Genomic DNA, 20317 nt, shown 5'->3' with positions numbered 1-20317 from the left:
ACCGCTCTATCAGGCGCATAAAAAAGGCCTGGACATTGCCAGGCCTAAATGCAGGGAAAAGAATGACGTTAGGCAGCTTCAGGTGCCTGGGCGGGTTTCTCCGGGGCATCCTCCAGCACTGGAATTTCTTCACCGCCCAGAAGCGTGATTAGCTCTTCGGCAACGGCCACAAGAGCTGGGATGTGAATATGGGCATCGACATCAAACTTGGATGCTTCGTCATCACCCGGCTCGCCTTGCTCTAGCAGTGCATCGTCGTACTGTATCTTTTTGAGAGCCAGGTCATCCTGAAGCTGCAGCGCCAGCTGACCAGTCCTAGTAATCGCAAGAGCAGAGCAAATTCGGCCACCCTCAAGGTGTTGCAGTATTTCTTCACTATCGAGATCGACCTCTGCGGCTTTGATCACACCCTCATTGCCAGAAGGTGATTCAAGCTGACAGGACTCCCCAAGGGCCCAGCCATCAGCACGCTCAGAAGGCGTGGACAGCCAGCGAGTCATCAAACCCGTTGCGCGATGGCGAGTTGCCAGCGGGGTCACCTTGAGCGAGCCTAGCGTCATGCGCAGTAGGTCAAGCGCCTCTTCGGCTTTCTTTCGGCTTGCAGTGTCAACGAGTATCCAGCTCCGCTTTGTGTCGATGGCCACCAGGAAGTGCCCGGTTCGCTTCAGTGCGGTGGGAAGTAGCTCTTCGTATATCTGCTCTTTGAGCAACTTTTTCTCCGCTCGACGCAGCGGACTTCCTGAGGCTTTCTCCATTTCAGCCGCCCTTTCTTCCACAAGCTCTTTGACCGCTGAAGCTGGGAGTAGTCGCTCCTGCCGGCGAAAGCGAAGAATGAGGTATTGAGACTGCATGCTGTACGCCAGCACATCACCACATACTGTTGACCACCCTACTCTTTTAGCTTCTATTGGTGCGCAGCTTCGGAAAAGATGCTCTTGAATGAGACCTGTCATCTCGTCAGGCCCAGGAACTGGGCTGTGAGCACGATATAGGAGTGCGTTATCAAACATTATGAAGCCCTTTTGGATATTTCTATTAGGTAGGGGGCAGGCTGTCATTTGTAGGTGTGGGCATTATGGATAACGGTATAAACCTCCCTCCCCTCCCTAGCTACCCCAATGAGCGGATGACTGCTCTGTTACCTTGCAGTGGCAGGAGCTTCAACGCCCAGGGCTTCACGTAGAAAGGTATTGGCTGCCCTCCTCCCCGCGTTATCTCGTTGAGGGCTGCTGGCAGACTCTGCCGCAGTAAGCCAGCACGTTTGGTACGTCGCCAGTACAGATGAGTGGTCGACAACGCCACCCACGCGCAGACAATGCAGGATAAAGCGCTGGTCTTCTTTGGTAAGGGGTAGCTCATGCAACTGGCTCAGTAGGATTTCATCACTGTTCATATTATATCTATACTGGACGATGATTTATATTATTGATTCTGTAAAACGGCTCAATTAGTGCTTGCCACTAGCTGAAGGGATGTATATTCGCCTACTGCCGCCGGCGCAGGCGGCGCTTATGGCCTCTCGCGCTGAATGCCCGTAGTCCACGACACCATGTACCGCATCCTCCATACGCCAGTGTTCTCCGACGCGGGGAGCAAGGCTAACCCTCGCGAAGCCTGGAGGGAGCTTTACGGTGAAGCAATGAAGGTGAAGGTCTTCCAGGCCTTCGATCATCTTGAGATTGATCTCATCTATCTGATCTGTCTCGACCGCAAATACTGTGTAGCTCCCATCTAAACCCAGCTGGTTTTGCGCTACGATCGTCAGCATTTCATCGAACATTGGTGACGATCGTGCAGAGGTCTTCGATTCAATCATTCTTCACCTACTTATCATGAGAGCTTCTGTTTGGGCCTCTTTTACGATGATCGGTGACCAAGCATAAACGCCGCCCATCGATCCATAGCTCTCTGAAAATGCCCTCGTGTGTATACATCCCTACCAGCACATCCAAAGGCTCTGCGTAATACGTGGATGATGGTGACTGGGTTTTGTCGGTGATGGGAGTTTCGCGGACCTGCAGCACCACAGCGGTTTGGCTATCCAGTGGTACGGCCTTGTTCTTCATTCCCCATTTCCAAGAGACATTATCTTTGGGTGAGAAACGTTCGTGCGATCGCCCCTCGTTCAGAAGATCCAGGGCTAGGGAAATCGTCATCTTTGTGATGGCGGGGTCATCTGGATCGACTTGGCTAGCCTTCAACGACTGCTTGCCCCGCCCAGTCAAAACCCGTCCAACAGAAACGAGCCAATGCTCGTTGCCTTGTGTCATGCATCTATCCTCGGCGTCTTTCTATTTCGCCCAACAGCCACGGCCACGACTATAAGGGTCCAGGCAGCAAAAAACGTAAAGCCCAAATGAACGAAAGCCCCGTAGGGTGGGCCTATTTTTACAGAGAGGAAAAGCGATGCGCCAAACGCTATGAACCAACGGAACCAATAGTCAATTGCCCGGTTAGCGACCCAGCGCACCTGCTCGAGCGTCAAGGGCCGGTGTAGCCACCGATAAGGGTAAACAATCTTCTCCCTGCTGCCACGGCCTACCTTGAGTGGCTGACGGGGGAATATGCGGTTTACGGCAAACTGCGGAAACATTCCTTCTATTACTCTTCGCATAAGGCTTGCAGAGCGTTCGTCTTGAAGAGACATGGGGAGCCCTCTAACTGGGCGCCCTGGCTGCCTGCGAAGGAACCAAGGCGCAATTATTCAAGTTGCAGTGAGGTTACAGGTTTCGGATATCTGCTGCACGAAGGGCACCACGCTTGATATGTGCTTCGCCGTTTTCATCCCTGTAGATAGTATTCGGTGTGGATTTGATACCCAGGCTTTGGATCAAGTTACTGTTCTCGGTCACGATATTCATTGCTTCGGTGCTCGGGGAGCCGGAAACACTGCCCCCTCGTTCAAACGTGGCCAGCACTTCAACAGGGTTCTCTGCATCAACAATTTGTGCTGCCTGGTGGAGCGACCCCTCACCCATGAAGCCCACCGGAACCCAGCGGATAGTCACTTCATCTAGTACCGCTCGAGACGCCTGATACATCTGCTGGCAGTAACCACATTGCGTATCGAAGACAACATAAAGAACCTTGTCACCCGTTCCTTCTTCAACGTAGAAGGCTTCTTCCTCAACCTGCGCGAGTGCTGCAGCTTCTTGCTCCTCTGAATAACCATTGTCCTTGGCGCCAGAGCGCTGCGGCAGATTGGCCAACTGACTCTCATCCATGTGTTGTTCCATGTGGGCCTGCGTCAAGTTTTCGCCGCCCTCTCCCAAGATCATGCCGATAAAGGCATGATTACCATCGTCAGTGGTATAAATCACATTAGTGTCATTCTCCACACTAATGACCCAGCCATTGATACCGTCCAGTCCTGTATCGAATGTCTTATCTACTTTGGCGCCGGGAATGCCCAGGTCAGCCACCGCCTTGGGAAGCTCCATGCTGGCGCCAGCATTGTCGTCATTGGCAGTAGTTGTGCCGGAGATGAGAGCAGAGGCAACAACAACGGCGGAAGCGATCAAAGTAAGGTTTTTCATCAATAAGCTCCTTGAGCAAGGTTAATCGCCAGCTACACTGGCGTAGTCTTCGCCATGCTGAGCATGGCCACATAAGGTTCTCGTCATCTGCTGCTTAGGGCAGCAGCTCTTCAATTCCCGCCTCGCTCTGCGAAGCGGAACGCTCACGCGCCTGCTGGTTGGCACGGCTGACCAGCTCACGAGCCTCTTCATAGAGACTTGAGGCGCTATAAGTGGTGTCTCCTTGACGATCAAGACTTGTCTCAATCGTGGGGGCGTCTGTTGGCAGACCTAAGCCATCCAGAACAGTGTCAGTTATATCGGGTATGGTGCCGTCCAAGACTGATGCTTGGCGGACGATGACGATGGAGCCATTTGCAGCCTCTAGGATCGCTGGGCGAACGCCATTATCGACACGAGCGAAAGTGGAAACGGCTGAATCCCGCGTTTCGGCGTCACCAAGTAGTTCACTAGCTACAGCACGTCTGGCATTAACGTATTTGGCGGTGTCGAAGGTCACCACGGTCGGTGTTCCAGCGTTTGACGAGGCCCATGGGAGGTCTATGGGAATGACGGTTATAGCGAACGCCATCGCGCCCAGCACGCCGCCAACCAAGGGCAGCACCCTCTCCAAGGGATGCTGAGAACGGGATCTGATTTTCTGGTCTGTCTCACTCATGTGCCTACCTATCGTCTACGCATGAAAAAGCCCCAGGAATAATCCAGGGGCTGTGAATAGAACATCAAAAGGGAAATTCCCCTCCTTCGTCTCCATTACCGGCAGCACCAGCGCTACGCGGCTCACGGAGAATGCGGCAAGTATCCACCATTAGGTTGGTGTACACGGGGCCGTTATCTGCCTTGCGAAAGGACAACTCGCCTTCGACAAAGACCAATTGACCGCGCTTTAAACGATCTTTCATCACCTCGGCAAAGCGGCCGCCAAGAATGCAGTTAAGCCACATCGGTTCGTCGCCAGCCTTCTTGGCCATGTTGATACCGAACCGAACGTATATTTTGCCATTGCCGTTGGTCCGCACTTCGGGCTCACCAATGTGACCAATCTGTAGAGTCTGTCCCCACATGCTCAAATCTCCTCTCTCTCTCTCACATTCCCAACGAAATGGGTCTCGTTGGGGGATAGGGGCGCTACTGACACTAAGAAGCCTGCCAGTCCTTTTTTTTTCATTACGCATGAAAAAACCCCCTGACTCAGAAAAGTCGAGGAGGCTTTGAAAGTGTCACCGCGGGAGGTGACGAACGATTCTTGCCCTGGGCTGGAGGAAACTCCAGTGCGCCAGGTTAAGAAGGAAGTTACCGAATGCTCTCTTGGTGAAGCTCACCACGAACATATCATCGGCACTCTCAATGGCCTGCAAGGTGCTTTGTCGATGTAATTCGCGATCAGGGCGGCGGACCTGGATGACGGTTCCATCCTCAGCCGAGAACGCAAAGCCCTCCAGCTCATCGAGCGAGAAGACCTCGAATGCCACATTCGCATCGGTTCCCAAGTCCGCCATTTGACGTGGCGTTGGCTGGCGCCAGCGGCGACCGGCCTGACGAGGCAAGATGAAACGTGAGCCTTGCGCTGAGTCGATGGCAAACGCCACCTGATCAGCACTGAGGTCATCTATTTGCAGCCCGCCGAACTCACGACCAAAAGCTATGGCATCCTCTTGATTTACAATCAGCTCAATATTCATGTCGCTCTCTCCTCTCATTCCTGCGATGCAGGTCTCAAAAGGAGATAGGGCGGGGACTGCCACAAGTGGACAGCTGGAGCGCCTGTGAAATGTTTCGCATGCGGAACATCAGGCTGTAGGGGTAGTCTGCTACGGGGGTAAGAGAGGGCCAGCGCCAGCATAAAAAAGCCCCTGACCGAAAGGTTCAGGGGCTAGTGAATCATGCAGGTCTAATTGAGCAGCGTGTCACGACAGTCTGGGGAATCCCCCGGTACTCGTCGTGTTTCTTAACACGCCCCTTCAATAAAACCTTTTTCTCCTCTATGGCTTTGCCTGTCTTCCAGACAATGTACCTGCCTTCGAGGTCGCAGAAGATGTGTTTCCACATAAGCCCCCATTTCGTATCTGAAGATAAGGACCGCTTGCGCACTACTTCCATCTCTAATTGATCGCCTGGATCACCAGCATAGCCAAGAGCCTTCATAGACTCACCGGTTACTGCTGACTCCTCATATCGATCGTAGGCAGTGACAGCCGCTGTCATAACACCAGCACCGCGTTTAAGGCCGACCATATCGAATCGAGCATGATGAACAATCATCGTCTCGAAATCATTTAGCTCAGCCTGCAGAGGGAGCACTTCCCGCGCCCACGCTATCACCGCGTCTGCCCGCGCCACGTCCTCAGAGACAAACGCCCTCATCCCCTTGCTGACCATCGGGGCTGAACGAGCCATTTCACCAACGATCTCTGCAGTGGCCAGGTCGCCGGTTTCCTCTGCTCGAGCACGAGACACGAAGCCTCGCTCCCGAATCTGCCTTACTGCCGCGGCCACTAGCCATCGCAGCTCGACAACAGCCTCTGGCGGGCGACCACCGCTCAAGCCAACCTCATCGATCTCTTCCATCATATTGATAACAGAGACCAGTAATTGAGCATGGGCCATCATAGACTCAGCGCCCTGATGGCCAATATAGTCCTTGAGGCATGTCTTTCCGACCTCGAGGACCACGCCAGTTGCCATCTCTTCCATCAGAAAGAGATAACGCCGCTCACGCCGTTTTTTGCAGTGGCTGCAGTCGCCCGTGGCGTCGCCTGATCTGTATGGCTCAGGCAATCGGCTATATGCCCACTCCAAGGGGGTGACCCGTGCTGCCTGGTTCGCTGCCATGTCGATTCGCGCCAGCAAACGATACCCATTTAGCTTCGGAGGTTCACCACTAATCGAGACTTTTACTGCAACGATATGCTCCACCCTAAACTGCGATAGTCGATCCTCGAGATCCACCGTCTCACGAGTCCAAGGCTTTACACCCTCTTCCAGAACGTTGATCTCGAAGGGCGCCATGCCGAGTTTCTTTGCCTTACGATCGAGTCGTTCTACCTTTACCCGCAGAGCGGGAAGGTGGCACTTCGGTATCCAGCAGGTGATCTTGTCTGCCTGTGTCGTCATGATTCTCACTCCTCTCTCATTCCTGCGTAATTGCAGGTCTCAAGAGGAGGTAGGGGAATGAATGACCGTAGGGTGTCCTTATGCAACTGCCTCTTTGAAGGGGTCACGCGGCATTTCTAGCCCTATGCCGGGAAAGGCTCAGCAATAGCCGTAGTCGAGAGGCATCCCGGTGCAAGCCTCGGGCTGTCGAAAAGTTGTCCCATCCTGATTGAATACTCCCTTCGCGATCCAGCTCCGCAATCTGGACCTCGGTGTCTTCCCATTGGTCAGGGGGAATGGTGTCTTCGATCCAGCGCCCCCGTTCGTAAAGATCAATGACTGCGCCATCACTATTGCAGATACGCATGCTTATAGGCCTGAACAAACCCTCATATACATCTTCAGCATCAAGCCACGCTTGGAAATATTCAGCAAAGCCAACGTCAGCCAACTCGCGCAGTTTGTGATACTCCGTGAATGGAGGAACAGCCACATGTCGCGAGGATTCCCTCTCAAAGAAGGCGAGTCCTGGCGCGTGATCGTACATATCCATCTGAACCTCACCCTCAATGGTGATCGACGCGCCAGTAGCCGGCAGTACATTGGTGCCGAACGTTTTATCAAAGTAACTGGCGGAACTGGCAGCGATTCTTTTCTGCAGCTGTCGAAGAAACAAGTGGTCTTCATGCGTTAGTGCAGACATAACGGCCTCCATGGGGCAAAGGTGAGTTTCAGTATCGGGGGGAACAGGGGGCTTTCATGAGGCGGATACGAACGCGGCCTAGGCCTCAGGAAGTGATAGGGGATTGTGTGTCAGGTGGTATAGCGCGGCTGGCGCCAGCGTGAAAAAGCCCCATGCTGAGAACAGCAGAGGGGGCTTGAAATACTATGCGAGCACTACGGCGTCATTCAGATTGCTGGCACGAAGCCTTACCAATCTGGATGAGCCTTCTGGCCTAAATACATTGCGTTTGCGCGGCAAGTCCACCTTGGTGCACGTGTCGCACTCTAGGCCTCCATCGAACCGTACTGGGTACGGCAGCTTTATGCGATCGCCATTTTTCAGGCGCGCACGCTTCTTCTTCGATTCAGCATGCTTTAGGCATTTATCACGCCATTCGCTGGCATACGACAGGCTGAGTCCCATCACTACCCCTAGCTGCTCAAGCTCCTCAAGAGGGGTTAGCAGTTTGAGAATGGATGCAGGGCACTGTGTAAAGTATGGCCCCATCGTTTCATCCATCGACTTGTAGAAAAACTCACCCTGCGAACAACTTGTCTTGACGACCGCCGCTATCGTGTACTCAATTGCCGCTTGATCCGGGGCTTTTCCCGCCTGCTGGATTTTGATCGCAGCGTAGTAGGTAGAGCCCACGAAGCTCGACTTCAGCACTTCGACAGAATGATCCTTCTTGGTGTATTCCTCGTCCAAGAAGGCTTTACGGTCAGACGGCATCCGTATGCTCGTTGTACCCATGATCTTTCTCCTCTCTCATTCCTGCGGAATTGCAGGTCTCATGAGGAGATAGGGCTGGTTCTGACAGAAAGTGTTACGTATGCGAAACATAGCGGCCGGGTCGCTTGGCCACTTAGCCACGAAGGGCCAAGTAGACTTGCTAGAGCTGAAACGCTGGCCATGCTTTGACAGCAGCAACATGCTCTGGCTCGACAATGAAAGGCGCGGAAACCATCCCCAGCAGCTTCATCATAGATACGATGCGATGACGCCCATCCTGCAGCGTTGGGCGGCCACCAGGCACAGCGGACATCCAGGGGTGGTAACACCAGCCCTCTGAGAGGTCTCGCGCCACCTTATTCCATCTTGCCGGGTTCAATGAATACTGATCTCCCTCTTCCATGGTCTCGAGTGCCGAGCGCAATGGTAGCTCGATGACATGGAAATCGTCTGTGCCAGGTGGGCGGCGAAACGAAATTGGATTGTCTATGTCCAGCTCGTATTTGCAGCTATACGGCGGCAAGTTGTCCAGTGATTGGAAGTCATACCACTCGCTTCCATCCTCGCAAAATGCATCTGTACACATGCGCATAAAAAAATACGCTGAAATGCCTTCTGGGACGGGCGGCAAAGGTCTCTGTGTCGTCATTTTTATCCTTTAATGGCTAAGCTGCCGAGTTGTTTGCTCCAAAGCCAACAAAGCATGACCCAGGCGCTAGGCATAGAAAACCCCCAGGCAGCACAATGCTGACTGGGGGCTTAGAATGAGGAGTGGTTACTGCGCGATCGCGTCAGTCCTCCTCGGGTAGAATGATCGTTATGACCGGCTCGGGAGTATCCCCGGGCCCGATGATCATAACGACATCTTTGGGCACAACGACTGGACCAGATTCCTCTTGCTCCATCACATCAACAATGAAGTTGATACAGCTCTCGTTGCGCTCTCTCGCAGCAGCTTCATGAGCGACAAGCAATACATCATCTAGCCGCTTCTTTTCTGCTATAAGCGCGTCTTGTGGGTTTGCACTGTCATGCCACGCCACTAACACCTCCCACGCTGCAGAAGTCATGGCAACAGGCACCTTAAAGCCCATCAAGTTGCCGGCAGCGTGCTTAGCACTTTCGCTGACATCTACCAAATTGCCATCTTCGATGGCATCCGCACGGGAATAGCTATGGATCATGTCAATTTCATCAAACATGAGTAGTAGCCCCCTGTTGGCGTGACGCCAATAATGCAGCCATTGGGATCGGTGTACTTTCCGGCCAAATCGGCAACTTCCAGGCGCCCTCACGTTTAACAACGCGAGCCAGGCGATCAGCAGCAAAGCATAGCCCCCAGCGCTCATTAGAGCGCTCAGACAAGCCGCTTGCTTCGTGCGTAACCTCCCACATCCAGTCAGCATCCACTTCAACGCATGAGCGAACCTTAAACACCTGATTGCTCATTCGCACCCTTCGACTCGAACCTTCAACGCCTAGGTATTCGCCGAAGTTACCGCCGCGACGGCTGTAGATGATCGTTTCCAAACGCTCGCCAAATGTTTCCATTGGGATTCTCTCTCTTCTCTCTCTCACATTCCTGCAAAGCAGGTCTCAAGAAGAGATAGGGGCGTTGCTGACGTTGGAAAATATGGTATTTGTAGCAATCCATCTGTTTCGCATGCGAAACAACCAATTCAGGAGATGCCCATGGTAGGTAACGCTACAGTCCAGGACAGCACAATAGAGGAAGCGCAGCGGGAGAACCTGCGTGTTATCCAGGTTCGCCACCGAGACACCCCCAACAGTGACTCCCCAGACGCCATCTTGATGATCCAGCGCATAGAGCAACCCATTGGCCAGAGCGTTAGGCTGACGCTTCGAGTCAAGCGTATCGATAGCCAGCGGCCACATGGAAGCAATGAATTTTGCTGGGCAGCTTGTTACTCGCAGGCTGGTTTTGGAAACGCTGAAAGGGTCAAGCTAACTGACGGGGAGTGCCGCAGCGGCGGGGATGTGCGTATGCGTTTAAGCGGGCTCCTTGGGAATCGTATTGGCACCTACCTGATGACAGAGATTGTCGCGTGGGCAAAACAGTGGCCAACCGCAGAGGTCATGCAAATAAAGCTCTCTTGGGAGGACGAAAAGCCCGGCGCATGGGACGGGATGAATGTGCCAAGGCGCAATCGATTCTATGAACAGTTCGGCATTGAATTCGTCCCTAGTGAAACCGAATCAAGTATCACCGCTCGTTCTCAACATATGCTGGCTAACGACCTGACCACTGAAGAAGCCGAGCGTGCTTGGCGATTGAATATCCAAGAGATGAATGCGAGTGACTGGCTCGTTGAACAGCAGCGCCAGCTAGAAGAGCAGGAAGGGCAACTAACTAAGATCAAGCGAATGGCAGCAAACCGCCAGACCACGATAGACCGCATCGAAGCTCATCCTTACCGCTATGCGGCATGTCGCCTACTTACCAACCCTCTGGCATGGGGCTGCTTAGCAGTGGCGGCAGTGGCCTTTTCCCTTGCCAAGGAAGTGGTTAGCTGAACTATCCGGCAGCTTCAGGTAACCGGAAATAAAAAAGCTCTTCGCGAAGGAAGAGCTTGTTGAATGTGAGATCAATGTCTCTTGTACTGACGAGAATGACAATCGCCAGAATTCAGCTAACTGCTGCTGCCGTTCTGATGGTGATGGTGCTTGCTGCGCTCAATTTGAACGAACGTGAATAAACTCACGGCCGCCATAAAGACTGCAAAAGCTGTAACTATCCATCCAAAAGGGCTCATAGATTCAATCCTTTTCTGCACTGTTGCGCTCGAATCTTGCGAGAAGCGCAATACCTGTTACCCAAATGATAGCACCTACGAAAAACAAGGCAACTGATGCCCCAAAAGTAATTTTCTCGGTGGGCGCGAAGAAACCCAGTACACCGGCACCCATGGCGCCAAGACCAAGCTTTCGTACATCGTCTGTCAGTGCCTGCAGGCTGTCCGGCCCCATCAGAGGCTGGCCATCCTGCATCCTTCGTCGCACGGTAGCGACCCATTGCTGAAACTTCTTGTTCATGATCCTACTCCTCTCATTCCTGCTGAATTGCAGGTCTCATGAGGGGATAGGGGGCAGGGTGACACTCAAACGGTATTGTAGAAACAATGTATCTACTAATCTTGCAATTTCTTATTGATGTGTCTACAGTGTAGATACACGATTGAGGAAGAAAACATGGAACTCAAAATTCAGAAATGGGGCAACAGCGCGGCGGTGCGGCTGCCAGTTGATCTACTGCGTAAATATGGTTTAAGCGATGGCGACTCGCTTGAGGTTGAGCAGGGCACTACTAAGTTTGTCCTAAAACCAATCCTGTCAAAACCGAAATACTCGCTCCAAGAGCTGTTGGATCAATGCGATCCCAATGCACCAGAACCGGAAGAGCTTTCTGCTTGGCATAACATGAAGCCAGTGGGGCGCGAGGAATGAGCCGAGCAAAGTTTAAGCGCGGTGACATAGTGCGAGTGAATCTTAACCCAACCGAAGGAAGGGAGCAGCAGGGCGATTTTCGGCCTGCGTTCGTCTTAACTCCTGCCGCCTTTAATCAGTTTGGTACTGTTGTCATCGCACCGATTACCCAGGGTGGCAATTTTGCGCGACATGCGGGCTTTGCAGTGCCGCTAACTGGATCAGGCACCAAGACACAAGGCGTTGTTCTAGTTAATCAACTCAGAAGCCTGGATCTGGAGGCACGCGGAGCGCGCAAGGTTGAGGCCGTCCCTGATTACATCATTGAAGACGTATTAGCGCGTGTTCAAACACTCTTTGAATAAAAGTAGGAATCCACGGCGATGAATATGCTTGAAACGATGGCTGCAAATGCTAGTGATCACAAAGATTGGGAAGCCGTCTACGCGAAACGTGCGGCGGTAGTGCAAGCAGTGGCAAGCACTGGCTCTATCAAGGTTAATGACCTTCCTGAATTGGACCGGCTTGGGCGCTTCACCGTGGCAATGGAACATTGGAGCATTTGCGACCAGGGGGCACGCGATGCCCTGCTGAACGATCAGCATCCCCATGTTAGAAGCTGCGCGCTTAATCGGTCACAGAAAGCCCAAAACTGATCAAGAAAAAGCAGGTGTTACGTATGAACACAATTTTAGTGATTTTCTTTGGCATTATTGCCTTAGTATTTGGGCTTTTTGTTGCTCTTCTAATTATTAGCGCTTTAACAAAAAAAGCCGAGAGTTTGCGAGAAGCCATGTGGGAAAACCCACCTAAAGTAATGGGGAAACTATTTGTCTGCTTCGCCATTTTCTACCTAATGGTTTTTGGAGCACTCAGTGTTATAGGTACGTCAGAAAATGATGTTTTTAAAGAGCCGTTTAATTTAGCGACTCTATTCGGTTATGGCGGCTATGTCGGTGTGGGCCTTTTGGTTTTTGGGGCAGTATTAGCTGGACTCGGCTACACGCTAGATAAAGCAATGAAAAGTTAAAGTAAAAGCCCCTTACAGGGCCTTCTCTAGCGGCTCGCCTGGGGCTGCCCCCGAAAGCAACCAACGCGGAATACTCAATGTCTAACCTCAACTCAAAATTTTTGTCAGTCGTTGATGCTGCAACTAAGCAGGCAATACTCGAATCTATTGCCTTTCAATACGGTATTACCCCCGCAGAAGCGTATAACGAAGTAGCGGACGAAGAAGCCGAACATTTGCTTGACTATATTGTTGAGCCTCAACGCTCCGCTACGTCTGTATTGATGCAGCGCCACGCTTTAGATTATTGAGCAATAGGTAAAGCAGATTTATGGTAGATCGTGTACCCAAGGTCGCAACATTAAAAGTAGGTGCCTTAGCCATTGCTTTCGGACTGTTTCTTTCTGTTAAGTCGCCCGATGCATTGCTAAATGAGCTAATGTGGTTTTCGCTACGCTGAATATTGCCGCAGGAATAATATTGCTGGTTTGGCAGCGCCAGGGTAAGCAATGGCTGGGTATGTTAATTAAATGAATAAGTTATAGGAAATCTAATGACCAGCAGCGTTGAACCGCCAGATAGGCTCACTATAGTTCTGGATCGGGATGCCCAGCGTTTAGTAAAGCGCTTCCGTGAGGCCTACTATAAAGCTCTAGAAACTCCCGAAGACAAGCGTGGCTCCAAGAACGGCTATAAGAAGCGCGTAGCTGATGAGGCAGCCGCTGCTAAGGATCTGGCGTTATGGATCGATGTGATTACGCAACAGGCCGAGCAAGCTAAGAGTTAAAGGAAAAGCCATTCAATGAGCAAAATCAGGCACGACGCAGAAATGTTCGCAAATGTAATAGCGTCAAGAATCGAGGACGAATCAGTCACAGACGCGATCGATGTCATAACACGCGACGGTGAGCCAGAGACGCTTCTAGCTGTTGTGCGCAGCGAACTGGACTTTAACCTTTACTACTCAAGTGGCAAGACTTACACCAAGTACCAGCACGCTTATGCTGCTATTGGCGCTGCCATTGACAAGGCCAATCCCGAGCATAAACCGCTTAACGACCGCTGGGTCGATTAATGGCACTAGCTAGACGTTTTGGGTAGATAAAATGAAAGAATTATTGTTCGTATGTATTGGCTCATTACTTCTATTTTTTATCGTTAAAGATGGGCGAAAGGCTTCCAGTTGGAAAGCTGGGAAAAAGATAAAACCTGATGAGTTTAAGAATAGGCCATCACTAACGTGGACGAGGCGCGACCCAAAGAATCCAATTGATACCGATTTTTAAAAAAGCATGAGAAACCTCCCACAGCAGAGCTGAAGGAGGCGTGAAGTCAACGATCTGGACGAACCACAAGACCGTATAGCCCATGTCTTACAGGGTAGGTTCGCCGCTTACCATCGATTGATAGCCTGACTGAGGCAGCGTAGGGCCAGTCCCGCGAAAGGAACGTTACCTTCGCTTTTCGCCGCTCAATCCCAAAGTCCGCAGGGTCAACATCTGCAAAAGGCTGACCCTCCATCGCTCGCCAGTAGCAACGAAGCTCAGCATCGCCGCGAACGATCAGCACTTCATCATGGTTTTTCATTCCTCTCTCCTCATTCCCGGTATGTCAGGTCTCAAGGAGAGGTAGGGGGCGGTGTGACTGAAAAAGTAACCTCAGTTACGGGTTGGAGGCTTTGTCGATAGGCAGCCTTCCATCCTGATAAGGTGATGCCTGTTTAGCTGAACAGCTTGGGCACCCCGCTTACTTCCGCCTTAGCTCCGCCAGGCTTTCCAGAACCTTTGCTCGTTTTCGCCTGGCCTGCCTGTTTACCTTGATCTGCTGGCGCGACATTGTTCGAGGCCTGTCGTGCTTGGCGACCAGCGGCTCCTCCACGCTTCTTCAGTCGTCGCTGAATGGGTGATGACGGTTCTGCATCATCCTGGCCAGACGCGGCCGCTTCCAGCTGCTCAGAAACGCTTGTAGCCGTTTCAGCCTTATCAGCGGGAGCTGCTTGAGGGCTACCCTGGGATTTACCCTCAACAGGGCCTGCGGGTTGAGGTGAGTTATTCGGCTCTTCACTTAATAGCCAGGAGCCATCTTCGGCGGCCGGCTGCGTTACTGGTGGCTTATGCTCAACTGCGGCCTGCTCCGTCTCCCCCTGGCCAGGGATAATATGAGCATCATTCGGTGCGTCTTCGACTTCTGGACTCCAGTCATCCAGCTCAGCCGAAACTTTACTATGGTTATCTGCGCCTGAGGCTGTCGCCACTTGCCCCCCATCTTCAGATACGCCCGTGTATTCGGATTGCTCCACAATCGGTGCAACATTCCCACCGTCTGCCTTGTGCGGGATTGGTTCCTGGGGCTCAACCCGTGCAATGTTCCCACCGGCTAGGTCAGCGCCATCATCCAAGAGCCAGGCTCCCTCTGAATCGCCTTCGCTGCCTCCGTAGGGCTTGTCTGAAGTGGCGTCATTCTTTCCATGCTGCTCGTCCCGTGCAACATTCCCACCGCCGTCATGGGCATCTTCCAACAGCCAGGCGCCAGCACCATCTGTCTGCTCGTCTGAATCGGCCTTGGCTAGGGCCTGCGGTTTCTGAGCGTGATTGTCCTTCTGTGCAACATCCCCACCGCCCGGGCTGTACTGGCGCGCCTCTTCCTGTGCAGCATCCCCACCTGCTGGCGCGGGGTCATCCAATAGCCACGCACCGGCCATGTCAGTCTTGTTGACTGATTTTTTGCTGGACTTGGAGGCGTTGTTTGCTGCCTCTGCGCTCTCCTGTGCAGCATTCCCACCGCTTGAGCCAGACTGCTGCTCTGCCTTCTGTGCAGCATTCCCACCGCTTGAGTCGGATTGCTGCTCTGCCTTCTGTGCAGCATTCCCCCCGGGTTTCGGTGCTGCTACAGCTGGCGCCGTAGCAAATAGGCTGACATCACATACATCGGACGCTGGAATACCTTTAGGCTTGGTCATGCGCTCTTCCCGCTTACCACTATCTTTTGTTGGTGCAACGCCAGCATTACCACTGTGCTTGCCCTGGGGGCCAAGGACGGTCACTTCATAAGCGGTTTCTCGTGGGTATAGGCCTTGGTGTTCCGCTGGCAGCTCTACCGCGATCATACCCCTGAACTCGATTATGCCGGAACGTACCCGCCATAACGCTTGGTCAGATGGCAACGTCCAGGTCTTCGCCGTTTCGCTCCCCTCTGGCAAGCCCTCGATTTCAGTGATGAGCCAGCCGCGATCGGCCAATGCTCCCAACAGCACCTGTGTAAACTCCCCCGACTTACCTCGGGCTCGAAAGTCACCACCAAAGGCCGCGGCAACGTCATCATCTAGCTTGGAAAGGGCTGTCTCCCGAACATGATGTTCTGACAGGTAAAGACGCTCACCAACGCGGAAGCCAGCTGCTTTGACACGCTTCGCCAAGCCTTTCACCTGATAGGGTACTTGGGGAACCACTCGCAAAAATGTATCGATCGCAAGCTCTTGAACATCCAGAGTCTCAAGCACCTTGCGCTTCTCGCCTCGTGTCGCTAGGCCATCTATTTCTCGCAACTGCTGGAGGAGGGTGACAGCGCGGCGCATCCCATTACTGCAAAGCCCTGGGAATGTCACTGGCATCAAGTTAGGTGAATGCTCATATTTGACTGCCAGTAAAAGGATAGATCGTTCATCTTCAGGAAGCGCCCACCAAGCGGGAAATTTCGCCAACAAGCGACCGCTCTGTTTATCGTGGTAGGAAAGGCGCACCCACTGTCCGTCCTGTTTCGCATGCGAAACAGTTTTGCCAATATCGTGAGCGGCCGCAGCAAGAGGGAGAAGTGAGTCGGCACCTTCATACTCGAAGGCCTCATCAATCACCCCGAGATGATGCTCGAGCAGCGTTGTGTTGTGTCCGTCTCCGCAATAAGCATCAGGGTGCGCCTGGAGGTAACCGAGGAGCTGATTAATTAACGGCATGTGGTGTGCCGGAACGTTACCCGCCAGCTCTGCTTTCACAGGCTTGTAGCTAATCGGATCAGGACTGGGCATATAAGTGATTGAGAGATCCATGCCCCGGAAATCACCGCGTGATTTAGCACGCCGTCGACGTGTTATTAATCCCACTCCCACCATTAGTAGAACGATCACAGTACCTGCAGCCATTCCACCGACTAACCATGGCCAGACTACACGCGACCTTGCCAGGACGACCTCTGTGGCCGCTGAAGCCGCGTTCGGGGGGGTTATCTCATCGTCACCCTCAACCCAAAAGCCGGCGCCAGCTAACCACTCCTGAAGCGTTTCCGGCCCCATAGAATAAAACACAGCAATCGCAGTGAGGCTGTAGAACAAGGTCAAAGCAATAACGGATCTAAGCAGTGTCGAGCGGTAACCCATCAAGCTCATGTCATACGCTCCAGGCGCTTGATACGCCGATAGGTCGGCGGATGTGTCGAGAAAAGCCCCCAACTCGGTTCGAGCCCCGTAGAGAGCCTACTGAGAAGCCGGCAGCCAGCAATTGGCGAGGCAACACGCGCTGCGTCACGATCGGCACGATATTCCATGAGACGCCCTAAGTGGCGATCCATAACTTTGAAAAGCCCTAATGCCAAGCGGAGCCCCAGGCTCGCCACAGAGAAGTACAAGCCGCTCAACAGGCCAATCAGGGGGATGGGACGCAGAACTGTATAGATCAACCGCGACAGCCAAAGAGCCACCCGCAAAATGCTGTGCTGCGTCCACCAGCAAAGGCTCGCAGACGCATCGCCGCGGCGAAGGTGTGACCTCTCGTGCGCCAGCAGCCACTCAAGCTCATCAGGAGGCAGATTGAGGGCGCCCCGGGATACGATTACAACGCCACCCGTAGGGCTCGGCATAGCATAGGCCTGAAGGGCAGGCGTCTCGTAAACCCAGACACGATCGGCAATCTCACGAGCCCCTGGGAATAGCCGGCCGATCCGAAAACTGGCTGGCGCCAGCCTAAGCCCTAGCCAGGCGAGGGCAGTTAGGCCCCCACCAGCTAGGAAGGTGGCTTTGGCCAGCCAAGTGACTGCCATAAGCTCACCAGGGGGACGCATGAACTCCAGGGGTAAGCCAACGAAGACCACCACCGGCAATACCACCATCACAGTATAACCAAGCGCCCCAGCGAAACAGGCCGACAAAGCAGACAGAAGCGCCAGCATAAGCCAAGCCTACCCTTGCCCCTCGGCCAGCATGCGGATGGCCTCCTGCGTGCTGTAGCCCGCTGAAGTGAGCTTCATCAAGCGCGCCTGGTCCTTGGGATTGGTCGAGTATAGGAAGTAGGAGTAAGGATCGACAACGAAGCGGAAAAGACCACCGCCGCTCTCGTGCTTGACGAAGACCTCCGAATATCCGGCACCGGGCTTCACACCGCGCAGCATGTCGAATAAGAATTCGTCTTCGCCACCCAGCTTTCCGTTTTTCTGTGCGTAGTCGAGCGAGGGCCCCGACTGCTTGAGCACAAACGTCCAAGGCGCATTGTCGAAGGCAGCCTGAGCGGCCGGCGAAAGGTCGGTATCCTTGAAGCCCTGGGTAATGAAACCGGCACTGCCGTAATACTTACGGATGCGCCGGAATGCCGTTTCGATAAACTTCCCGCTTTTGGGGTCCGCGAGCAGATCCCATGCCTCATCGATCAGCATCATTTTCGGGATGTTACGTGGGCGCAGATACATGTCCCGCGTTGTACGCGCCATCAGGAGGGTCATGACCACGTTGCGCAGCTCACGGTCAACGTTTAGCTCCTCCAGCTCGAGGATAGTGAACTCATTGGAGAGGTCCAACTGGGGCTCACCATTAAACCATTCAGCATGGCGACCCACCGCATACGGCTCCAGCTGCAACGCAATGCTCTTGGCCACCGGATCGCTGTCTGCCCGGGATTCAAGCCACTGATAGACATGCTTGGTTTCCATGACCTCGCCGTGTTTATCGTGCGCCTCGAGTATGCCTTTTTCGATCAATTGGTATTCGTAGTTGTCGGGCTCACCCAGCGGGAATGCCATCTGAGAAATGGCATCCTTCAGCACCGGGATCATTTCGGCGATCTCGCTGCCACCCTCGTCATCTTCATAACGCTGCTTGCCCTTGATACCCCAGAACGGGTTAAGCGAGACGGGATGATTCGGATCGAACCGCAATTCCTGGCCGCCTAGCAGCTCACACAGCTCCTTGTAGGAGCCCCCCACGTCAATGATTCGGACCACACCATCGCGACAACGCATGTCGGTAACGAACTCGTTGGCAAGGAATGACTTACCCGCACCAGAGGTCGCGATCACCGAGAAATTGTACGAGGTGGCCGAGTCGAAGATGTCAATGCACGACATTTGCCCGCGGCGAGAGACCAGCAACAGCCCATTTGCGTAGAGATAAGGGTTGCCCTGAGGGTCTTTGCGCACCACCGGCCCGTTACCGCCCCAGTCTCCCTGACAGATCGAGGCGCAGGCGCCGTTCAGGCTGGATACCATCTGTGCCCGCTGAAGGCCTGAAGTGGGCTTATCCATGCGGGGGTTATAGCCCCACGGCAAGGACGATAACCAGATAGGCAATGAGATATAGCGCTCACGCGAGGCTCTGAAGCCTGCTTTCCGCCATAGGGAGGAAACATAGTCCGCATCAGATGCTGCACGCTCGGGCTCGGTGATGATGTTGATCCCCGACCACATTCGCACCGGGCAGTAGTTTGAGCGAGTATCGTTGAGCAACTGCTGGGTATCTCTACGCCGTGTGAAGAGGTGGGGCATCATCCCCTTGTACCACTCCGAATCACTCATACACTGCTTTGAGATCATGCCCATGCGCATGGTGATGTCATCGCGTGCCTTTTCGGTGTTCGGCTTATAGATCGTGGTATACATCCAGTAGGCTGGCGCAATGCGATCGGTCGCTGACTTCAATTCCCCAAGCATGTCGCCGGTCATGTAAAGACGCAGGTAGTCCGGGTAGGTGTCGATGGTCAAAGGAACAACATCTACCTCCCGATCAGTGTCGCTAAACTGGATCGACCCCGAGGACTTCACGCGAACACGAGTGCGCTTATCGAAGATGGAGTCGACGAAGTGCCCACCTTCCTCCTCCAGACGTTGAAGCTCACCCGGCACCATTTGTGGGTTGGCTATGCGGCGCAGTACACGCCGGGTACCCAACTCGTTCATAAGGGCAGGGGACAGGCCCATAGAGCTGAACGTCCCCATCACCGACTGCCGGAATTCATCGCACATGTGTCGCCATGAGCGGATCTCTTCAGCGTGCTCTGGGTCGCCGCCAAATGTCATGGTAAAAAAGGCGAAGTAATGCACCTCCCTTGGATAAAGTCGCTCATTCGGCAGCAAGCTCTTGTTACTGGCCGCAGCGTCAAGCATGTGCTTGCTACGGCGCTCTACCAGCTCCTGGAGCATGGGGTCTTTGCAGTAACGTAGCCGCCGTGTCTGCCACGTATTAATTCGGTCTTCAATGGCCGGTGAGCTATGGGCGACAAACTGGATAACGGTGTCAGCTGGCGCTCGCGTGATCAACGACTCGATTTGCTCCTCGATGTCCTTGCCAGCCACCATCAATGGTGCAAACTGGACGCCGAAGCCAAGCTGCGGGTGTTTACCATCATCCCTGACACAGTAGTTATCTTCATAGTCGATGTAAGGGAGCAGGCTCGCTGGATCGTCCCGTTCAGTCAGCGCCTCGGCTGCCTGGAGGGGGAGGGCGCGATCACCATAATCGGGGGCGCCCTGCTGGATCATGCGGCGAACTTGGTGCCGCAGGCGAGTCATCGCGGTTATTTTCAT

27 protein-coding genes are annotated in these 20317 nt (G+C 53.5%); 8 read left to right on the top strand and 19 right to left on the bottom strand.

Annotated features, from left to right (window positions below):
* Window positions 1-68 precede the first annotated feature (68 nt).
* From ACT3UM_RS22895 to ACT3UM_RS22830, 14 genes are all read right to left on the bottom strand, one after another.
* Complete coding sequence (locus ACT3UM_RS22895) at window positions 69-1010, bottom strand: recombination-associated protein RdgC (protein WP_498902323.1); 942 nt, start codon at window positions 1008-1010, stop codon at window positions 69-71.
* A 128-nt stretch (window positions 1011-1138) separates the two neighbouring features.
* The gene (locus tag ACT3UM_RS22890) at window positions 1139-1393 is read right to left on the bottom strand and encodes a hypothetical protein (RefSeq protein ID WP_498902322.1); all 255 of its coding nucleotides are present in this window, start codon (window positions 1391-1393) and stop codon (window positions 1139-1141) included.
* Window positions 1394-1447: 54 nt separating this feature from the next.
* Complete coding sequence (locus ACT3UM_RS22885; RefSeq protein WP_498902321.1) at window positions 1448-1816, bottom strand: hypothetical protein; 369 nt, start codon at window positions 1814-1816, stop codon at window positions 1448-1450.
* Window positions 1817-1823: 7 nt separating this feature from the next.
* Entirely contained in the window at window positions 1824-2270 is a 447-nt protein-coding gene (locus tag ACT3UM_RS22880) for a hypothetical protein (RefSeq protein WP_498902320.1), read from the bottom strand.
* Window positions 2271-2720: 450 nt separating this feature from the next.
* Window positions 2721-3536 (bottom strand): thioredoxin fold domain-containing protein, encoded by an 816-nt coding sequence (locus ACT3UM_RS22875; protein ID WP_498902319.1) that lies wholly within the window; start codon window positions 3534-3536, stop codon window positions 2721-2723.
* 94 nt (window positions 3537-3630) lie between these two features.
* On the bottom strand, window positions 3631-4194 hold the full coding sequence (locus ACT3UM_RS22870; protein WP_498902318.1) for a hypothetical protein: 564 nt from the start codon (window positions 4192-4194) through the stop codon (window positions 3631-3633).
* Between the two features lie 64 nt (window positions 4195-4258).
* The gene (locus ACT3UM_RS22865) at window positions 4259-4600 is read right to left on the bottom strand and encodes a single-stranded DNA-binding protein (RefSeq protein WP_144815750.1); all 342 of its coding nucleotides are present in this window, start codon (window positions 4598-4600) and stop codon (window positions 4259-4261) included.
* Between the two features lie 156 nt (window positions 4601-4756).
* A complete protein-coding gene (locus tag ACT3UM_RS22860) occupies window positions 4757-5218 on the bottom strand; it encodes a hypothetical protein (protein WP_498902317.1) in 462 nt (153 codons plus the stop codon).
* A 199-nt stretch (window positions 5219-5417) separates the two neighbouring features.
* Window positions 5418-6650 carry a hypothetical protein gene (locus ACT3UM_RS22855; protein WP_498902316.1) on the bottom strand — a complete coding sequence of 411 codons (1233 nt, stop codon included), beginning with the start codon at window positions 6648-6650 and terminating at the stop codon, window positions 5418-5420.
* A 103-nt stretch (window positions 6651-6753) separates the two neighbouring features.
* Window positions 6754-7332, bottom strand: a complete 579-nt coding sequence (locus ACT3UM_RS22850; RefSeq protein ID WP_498902315.1) for a hypothetical protein — start codon at window positions 7330-7332, stop codon at window positions 6754-6756.
* A gap of 183 nt (window positions 7333-7515) precedes the next feature.
* A complete protein-coding gene (locus tag ACT3UM_RS22845; RefSeq protein ID WP_498902314.1) occupies window positions 7516-8106 on the bottom strand; it encodes a DUF6927 domain-containing protein in 591 nt (196 codons plus the stop codon).
* Between the two features lie 139 nt (window positions 8107-8245).
* Window positions 8246-8734, bottom strand: a complete 489-nt coding sequence (locus ACT3UM_RS22840) for a hypothetical protein (RefSeq protein ID WP_498902313.1) — start codon at window positions 8732-8734, stop codon at window positions 8246-8248.
* 142 nt (window positions 8735-8876) lie between these two features.
* Window positions 8877-9287 carry a DUF6573 family protein gene (locus ACT3UM_RS22835; protein WP_498902312.1) on the bottom strand — a complete coding sequence of 137 codons (411 nt, stop codon included), beginning with the start codon at window positions 9285-9287 and terminating at the stop codon, window positions 8877-8879.
* Entirely contained in the window at window positions 9280-9636 is a 357-nt protein-coding gene (locus tag ACT3UM_RS22830; RefSeq protein WP_498902311.1) for a hypothetical protein, read from the bottom strand. The genes ACT3UM_RS22835 and ACT3UM_RS22830 overlap by 8 nt, the downstream gene beginning before the upstream one ends.
* A 141-nt stretch (window positions 9637-9777) precedes the next feature.
* Here ACT3UM_RS22830 and ACT3UM_RS22825 point away from each other — a divergent pair, with 141 nt between their 5' ends.
* Window positions 9778-10620: a hypothetical protein gene (locus ACT3UM_RS22825; protein ID WP_498902310.1), complete on the top strand. Its 843-nt coding sequence runs from the start codon at window positions 9778-9780 to the stop codon at window positions 10618-10620.
* A gap of 243 nt (window positions 10621-10863) precedes the next feature.
* Here the strand turns inward: ACT3UM_RS22825 and ACT3UM_RS22820 are convergent, their stop codons facing one another.
* Complete coding sequence (locus tag ACT3UM_RS22820) at window positions 10864-11139, bottom strand: hypothetical protein (protein ID WP_342583305.1); 276 nt, start codon at window positions 11137-11139, stop codon at window positions 10864-10866.
* Window positions 11140-11295: 156 nt separating this feature from the next.
* Between ACT3UM_RS22820 and ACT3UM_RS22815 the strand changes: the two genes are divergently transcribed.
* The 7 genes from ACT3UM_RS22815 to ACT3UM_RS22785 all read left to right on the top strand — a co-directional run bounded on the left by ACT3UM_RS22815 (window position 11296) and on the right by ACT3UM_RS22785 (window position 13613).
* A complete protein-coding gene (locus tag ACT3UM_RS22815) occupies window positions 11296-11550 on the top strand; it encodes an AbrB/MazE/SpoVT family DNA-binding domain-containing protein (RefSeq protein WP_342583306.1) in 255 nt (84 codons plus the stop codon).
* Complete coding sequence (locus ACT3UM_RS22810; protein ID WP_342583307.1) at window positions 11547-11894, top strand: type II toxin-antitoxin system ChpB family toxin; 348 nt, start codon at window positions 11547-11549, stop codon at window positions 11892-11894. The genes ACT3UM_RS22815 and ACT3UM_RS22810 overlap by 4 nt, the downstream gene beginning before the upstream one ends.
* Window positions 11895-11912: 18 nt before the next feature.
* Window positions 11913-12185, top strand: coding sequence for a hypothetical protein (locus tag ACT3UM_RS22805; RefSeq protein ID WP_342583308.1), 273 nt, complete (start codon window positions 11913-11915; stop codon window positions 12183-12185).
* 23 nt (window positions 12186-12208) lie between these two features.
* Window positions 12209-12559, top strand: coding sequence for a hypothetical protein (locus ACT3UM_RS22800; protein WP_498902309.1), 351 nt, complete (start codon window positions 12209-12211; stop codon window positions 12557-12559).
* Between the two features lie 77 nt (window positions 12560-12636).
* Window positions 12637-12849, top strand: a complete 213-nt coding sequence (locus ACT3UM_RS22795; RefSeq protein WP_498902308.1) for a hypothetical protein — start codon at window positions 12637-12639, stop codon at window positions 12847-12849.
* Between the two features lie 242 nt (window positions 12850-13091).
* Complete coding sequence (locus ACT3UM_RS22790; protein WP_498902307.1) at window positions 13092-13325, top strand: hypothetical protein; 234 nt, start codon at window positions 13092-13094, stop codon at window positions 13323-13325.
* A gap of 15 nt (window positions 13326-13340) precedes the next feature.
* A complete protein-coding gene (locus ACT3UM_RS22785) occupies window positions 13341-13613 on the top strand; it encodes a hypothetical protein (protein ID WP_498902306.1) in 273 nt (90 codons plus the stop codon).
* A 257-nt stretch (window positions 13614-13870) separates the two neighbouring features.
* Here the strand turns inward: ACT3UM_RS22785 and ACT3UM_RS22780 are convergent, their stop codons facing one another.
* From ACT3UM_RS22780 to ACT3UM_RS22765, 4 genes are all read right to left on the bottom strand, one after another.
* Window positions 13871-14125, bottom strand: a complete 255-nt coding sequence (locus ACT3UM_RS22780) for a hypothetical protein (protein ID WP_144815801.1) — start codon at window positions 14123-14125, stop codon at window positions 13871-13873.
* 133 nt (window positions 14126-14258) lie between these two features.
* Window positions 14259-16916, bottom strand: coding sequence for an ICP22 family protein (locus tag ACT3UM_RS22775; RefSeq protein ID WP_498902305.1), 2658 nt, complete (start codon window positions 16914-16916; stop codon window positions 14259-14261).
* Window positions 16913-17695, bottom strand: coding sequence for a M48 family metallopeptidase (locus tag ACT3UM_RS22770; RefSeq protein WP_498902304.1), 783 nt, complete (start codon window positions 17693-17695; stop codon window positions 16913-16915). The genes ACT3UM_RS22775 and ACT3UM_RS22770 overlap by 4 nt, the downstream gene beginning before the upstream one ends.
* A 9-nt stretch (window positions 17696-17704) precedes the next feature.
* Window positions 17705-20317, bottom strand: a complete 2613-nt coding sequence (locus ACT3UM_RS22765; RefSeq protein WP_498902303.1) for a TraG/VirB4 family ATPase — start codon at window positions 20315-20317, stop codon at window positions 17705-17707.

Source organism: Halomonas sp. AOP13-D3-9 (genome assembly GCF_052379125.1).
In the GTDB taxonomy this organism is placed as follows: domain Bacteria; phylum Pseudomonadota; class Gammaproteobacteria; order Pseudomonadales; family Halomonadaceae; genus Vreelandella.
Note: the sequence above shows the minus strand (reverse complement) of the source record. Positions and strands in the feature narration are given on the sequence as shown.

What these genes read in the sequence shown, in the direction of transcription:
- ACT3UM_RS22800 (WP_498902309.1), top strand. Translation starts at nt 12,209, where the DNA reads ATGAACACAATTTTAGTGATTTTCTTTGGCATTATTGCCTTAGTATTT.
- ACT3UM_RS22830 (WP_498902311.1), bottom strand. Translation starts at nt 9,636, where the DNA reads ATGGAAACATTTGGCGAGCGTTTGGAAACGATCATCTACAGCCGTCGC.
- ACT3UM_RS22850 (WP_498902315.1), bottom strand. Translation starts at nt 7,332, where the DNA reads ATGTCTGCACTAACGCATGAAGACCACTTGTTTCTTCGACAGCTGCAG.
- ACT3UM_RS22840 (WP_498902313.1), bottom strand. Translation starts at nt 8,734, where the DNA reads ATGACGACACAGAGACCTTTGCCGCCCGTCCCAGAAGGCATTTCAGCG.
- ACT3UM_RS22845 (WP_498902314.1), bottom strand. Translation starts at nt 8,106, where the DNA reads ATGGGTACAACGAGCATACGGATGCCGTCTGACCGTAAAGCCTTCTTG.
- ACT3UM_RS22855 (WP_498902316.1), bottom strand. Translation starts at nt 6,650, where the DNA reads ATGACGACACAGGCAGACAAGATCACCTGCTGGATACCGAAGTGCCAC.
- ACT3UM_RS22825 (WP_498902310.1), top strand. Translation starts at nt 9,778, where the DNA reads ATGGTAGGTAACGCTACAGTCCAGGACAGCACAATAGAGGAAGCGCAG.
- ACT3UM_RS22880 (WP_498902320.1), bottom strand. Translation starts at nt 2,270, where the DNA reads ATGACACAAGGCAACGAGCATTGGCTCGTTTCTGTTGGACGGGTTTTG.
- ACT3UM_RS22865 (WP_144815750.1), bottom strand. Translation starts at nt 4,600, where the DNA reads ATGTGGGGACAGACTCTACAGATTGGTCACATTGGTGAGCCCGAAGTG.
- ACT3UM_RS22860 (WP_498902317.1), bottom strand. Translation starts at nt 5,218, where the DNA reads ATGAATATTGAGCTGATTGTAAATCAAGAGGATGCCATAGCTTTTGGT.
- ACT3UM_RS22895 (WP_498902323.1), bottom strand. Translation starts at nt 1,010, where the DNA reads ATGTTTGATAACGCACTCCTATATCGTGCTCACAGCCCAGTTCCTGGG.
- ACT3UM_RS22765 (WP_498902303.1), bottom strand. Translation starts at nt 20,317, where the DNA reads ATGAAAATAACCGCGATGACTCGCCTGCGGCACCAAGTTCGCCGCATG.
- ACT3UM_RS22815 (WP_342583306.1), top strand. Translation starts at nt 11,296, where the DNA reads ATGGAACTCAAAATTCAGAAATGGGGCAACAGCGCGGCGGTGCGGCTG.
- ACT3UM_RS22835 (WP_498902312.1), bottom strand. Translation starts at nt 9,287, where the DNA reads ATGTTTGATGAAATTGACATGATCCATAGCTATTCCCGTGCGGATGCC.
- ACT3UM_RS22780 (WP_144815801.1), bottom strand. Translation starts at nt 14,125, where the DNA reads ATGAAAAACCATGATGAAGTGCTGATCGTTCGCGGCGATGCTGAGCTT.
- ACT3UM_RS22810 (WP_342583307.1), top strand. Translation starts at nt 11,547, where the DNA reads ATGAGCCGAGCAAAGTTTAAGCGCGGTGACATAGTGCGAGTGAATCTT.
- ACT3UM_RS22790 (WP_498902307.1), top strand. Translation starts at nt 13,092, where the DNA reads ATGACCAGCAGCGTTGAACCGCCAGATAGGCTCACTATAGTTCTGGAT.
- ACT3UM_RS22805 (WP_342583308.1), top strand. Translation starts at nt 11,913, where the DNA reads ATGAATATGCTTGAAACGATGGCTGCAAATGCTAGTGATCACAAAGAT.
- ACT3UM_RS22770 (WP_498902304.1), bottom strand. Translation starts at nt 17,695, where the DNA reads ATGCTGGCGCTTCTGTCTGCTTTGTCGGCCTGTTTCGCTGGGGCGCTT.
- ACT3UM_RS22795 (WP_498902308.1), top strand. Translation starts at nt 12,637, where the DNA reads ATGTCTAACCTCAACTCAAAATTTTTGTCAGTCGTTGATGCTGCAACT.
- ACT3UM_RS22820 (WP_342583305.1), bottom strand. Translation starts at nt 11,139, where the DNA reads ATGAACAAGAAGTTTCAGCAATGGGTCGCTACCGTGCGACGAAGGATG.
- ACT3UM_RS22785 (WP_498902306.1), top strand. Translation starts at nt 13,341, where the DNA reads ATGAGCAAAATCAGGCACGACGCAGAAATGTTCGCAAATGTAATAGCG.
- ACT3UM_RS22875 (WP_498902319.1), bottom strand. Translation starts at nt 3,536, where the DNA reads ATGAAAAACCTTACTTTGATCGCTTCCGCCGTTGTTGTTGCCTCTGCT.
- ACT3UM_RS22885 (WP_498902321.1), bottom strand. Translation starts at nt 1,816, where the DNA reads ATGATTGAATCGAAGACCTCTGCACGATCGTCACCAATGTTCGATGAA.
- ACT3UM_RS22870 (WP_498902318.1), bottom strand. Translation starts at nt 4,194, where the DNA reads ATGAGTGAGACAGACCAGAAAATCAGATCCCGTTCTCAGCATCCCTTG.
- ACT3UM_RS22890 (WP_498902322.1), bottom strand. Translation starts at nt 1,393, where the DNA reads ATGAACAGTGATGAAATCCTACTGAGCCAGTTGCATGAGCTACCCCTT.
- ACT3UM_RS22775 (WP_498902305.1), bottom strand. Translation starts at nt 16,916, where the DNA reads ATGAGCTTGATGGGTTACCGCTCGACACTGCTTAGATCCGTTATTGCT.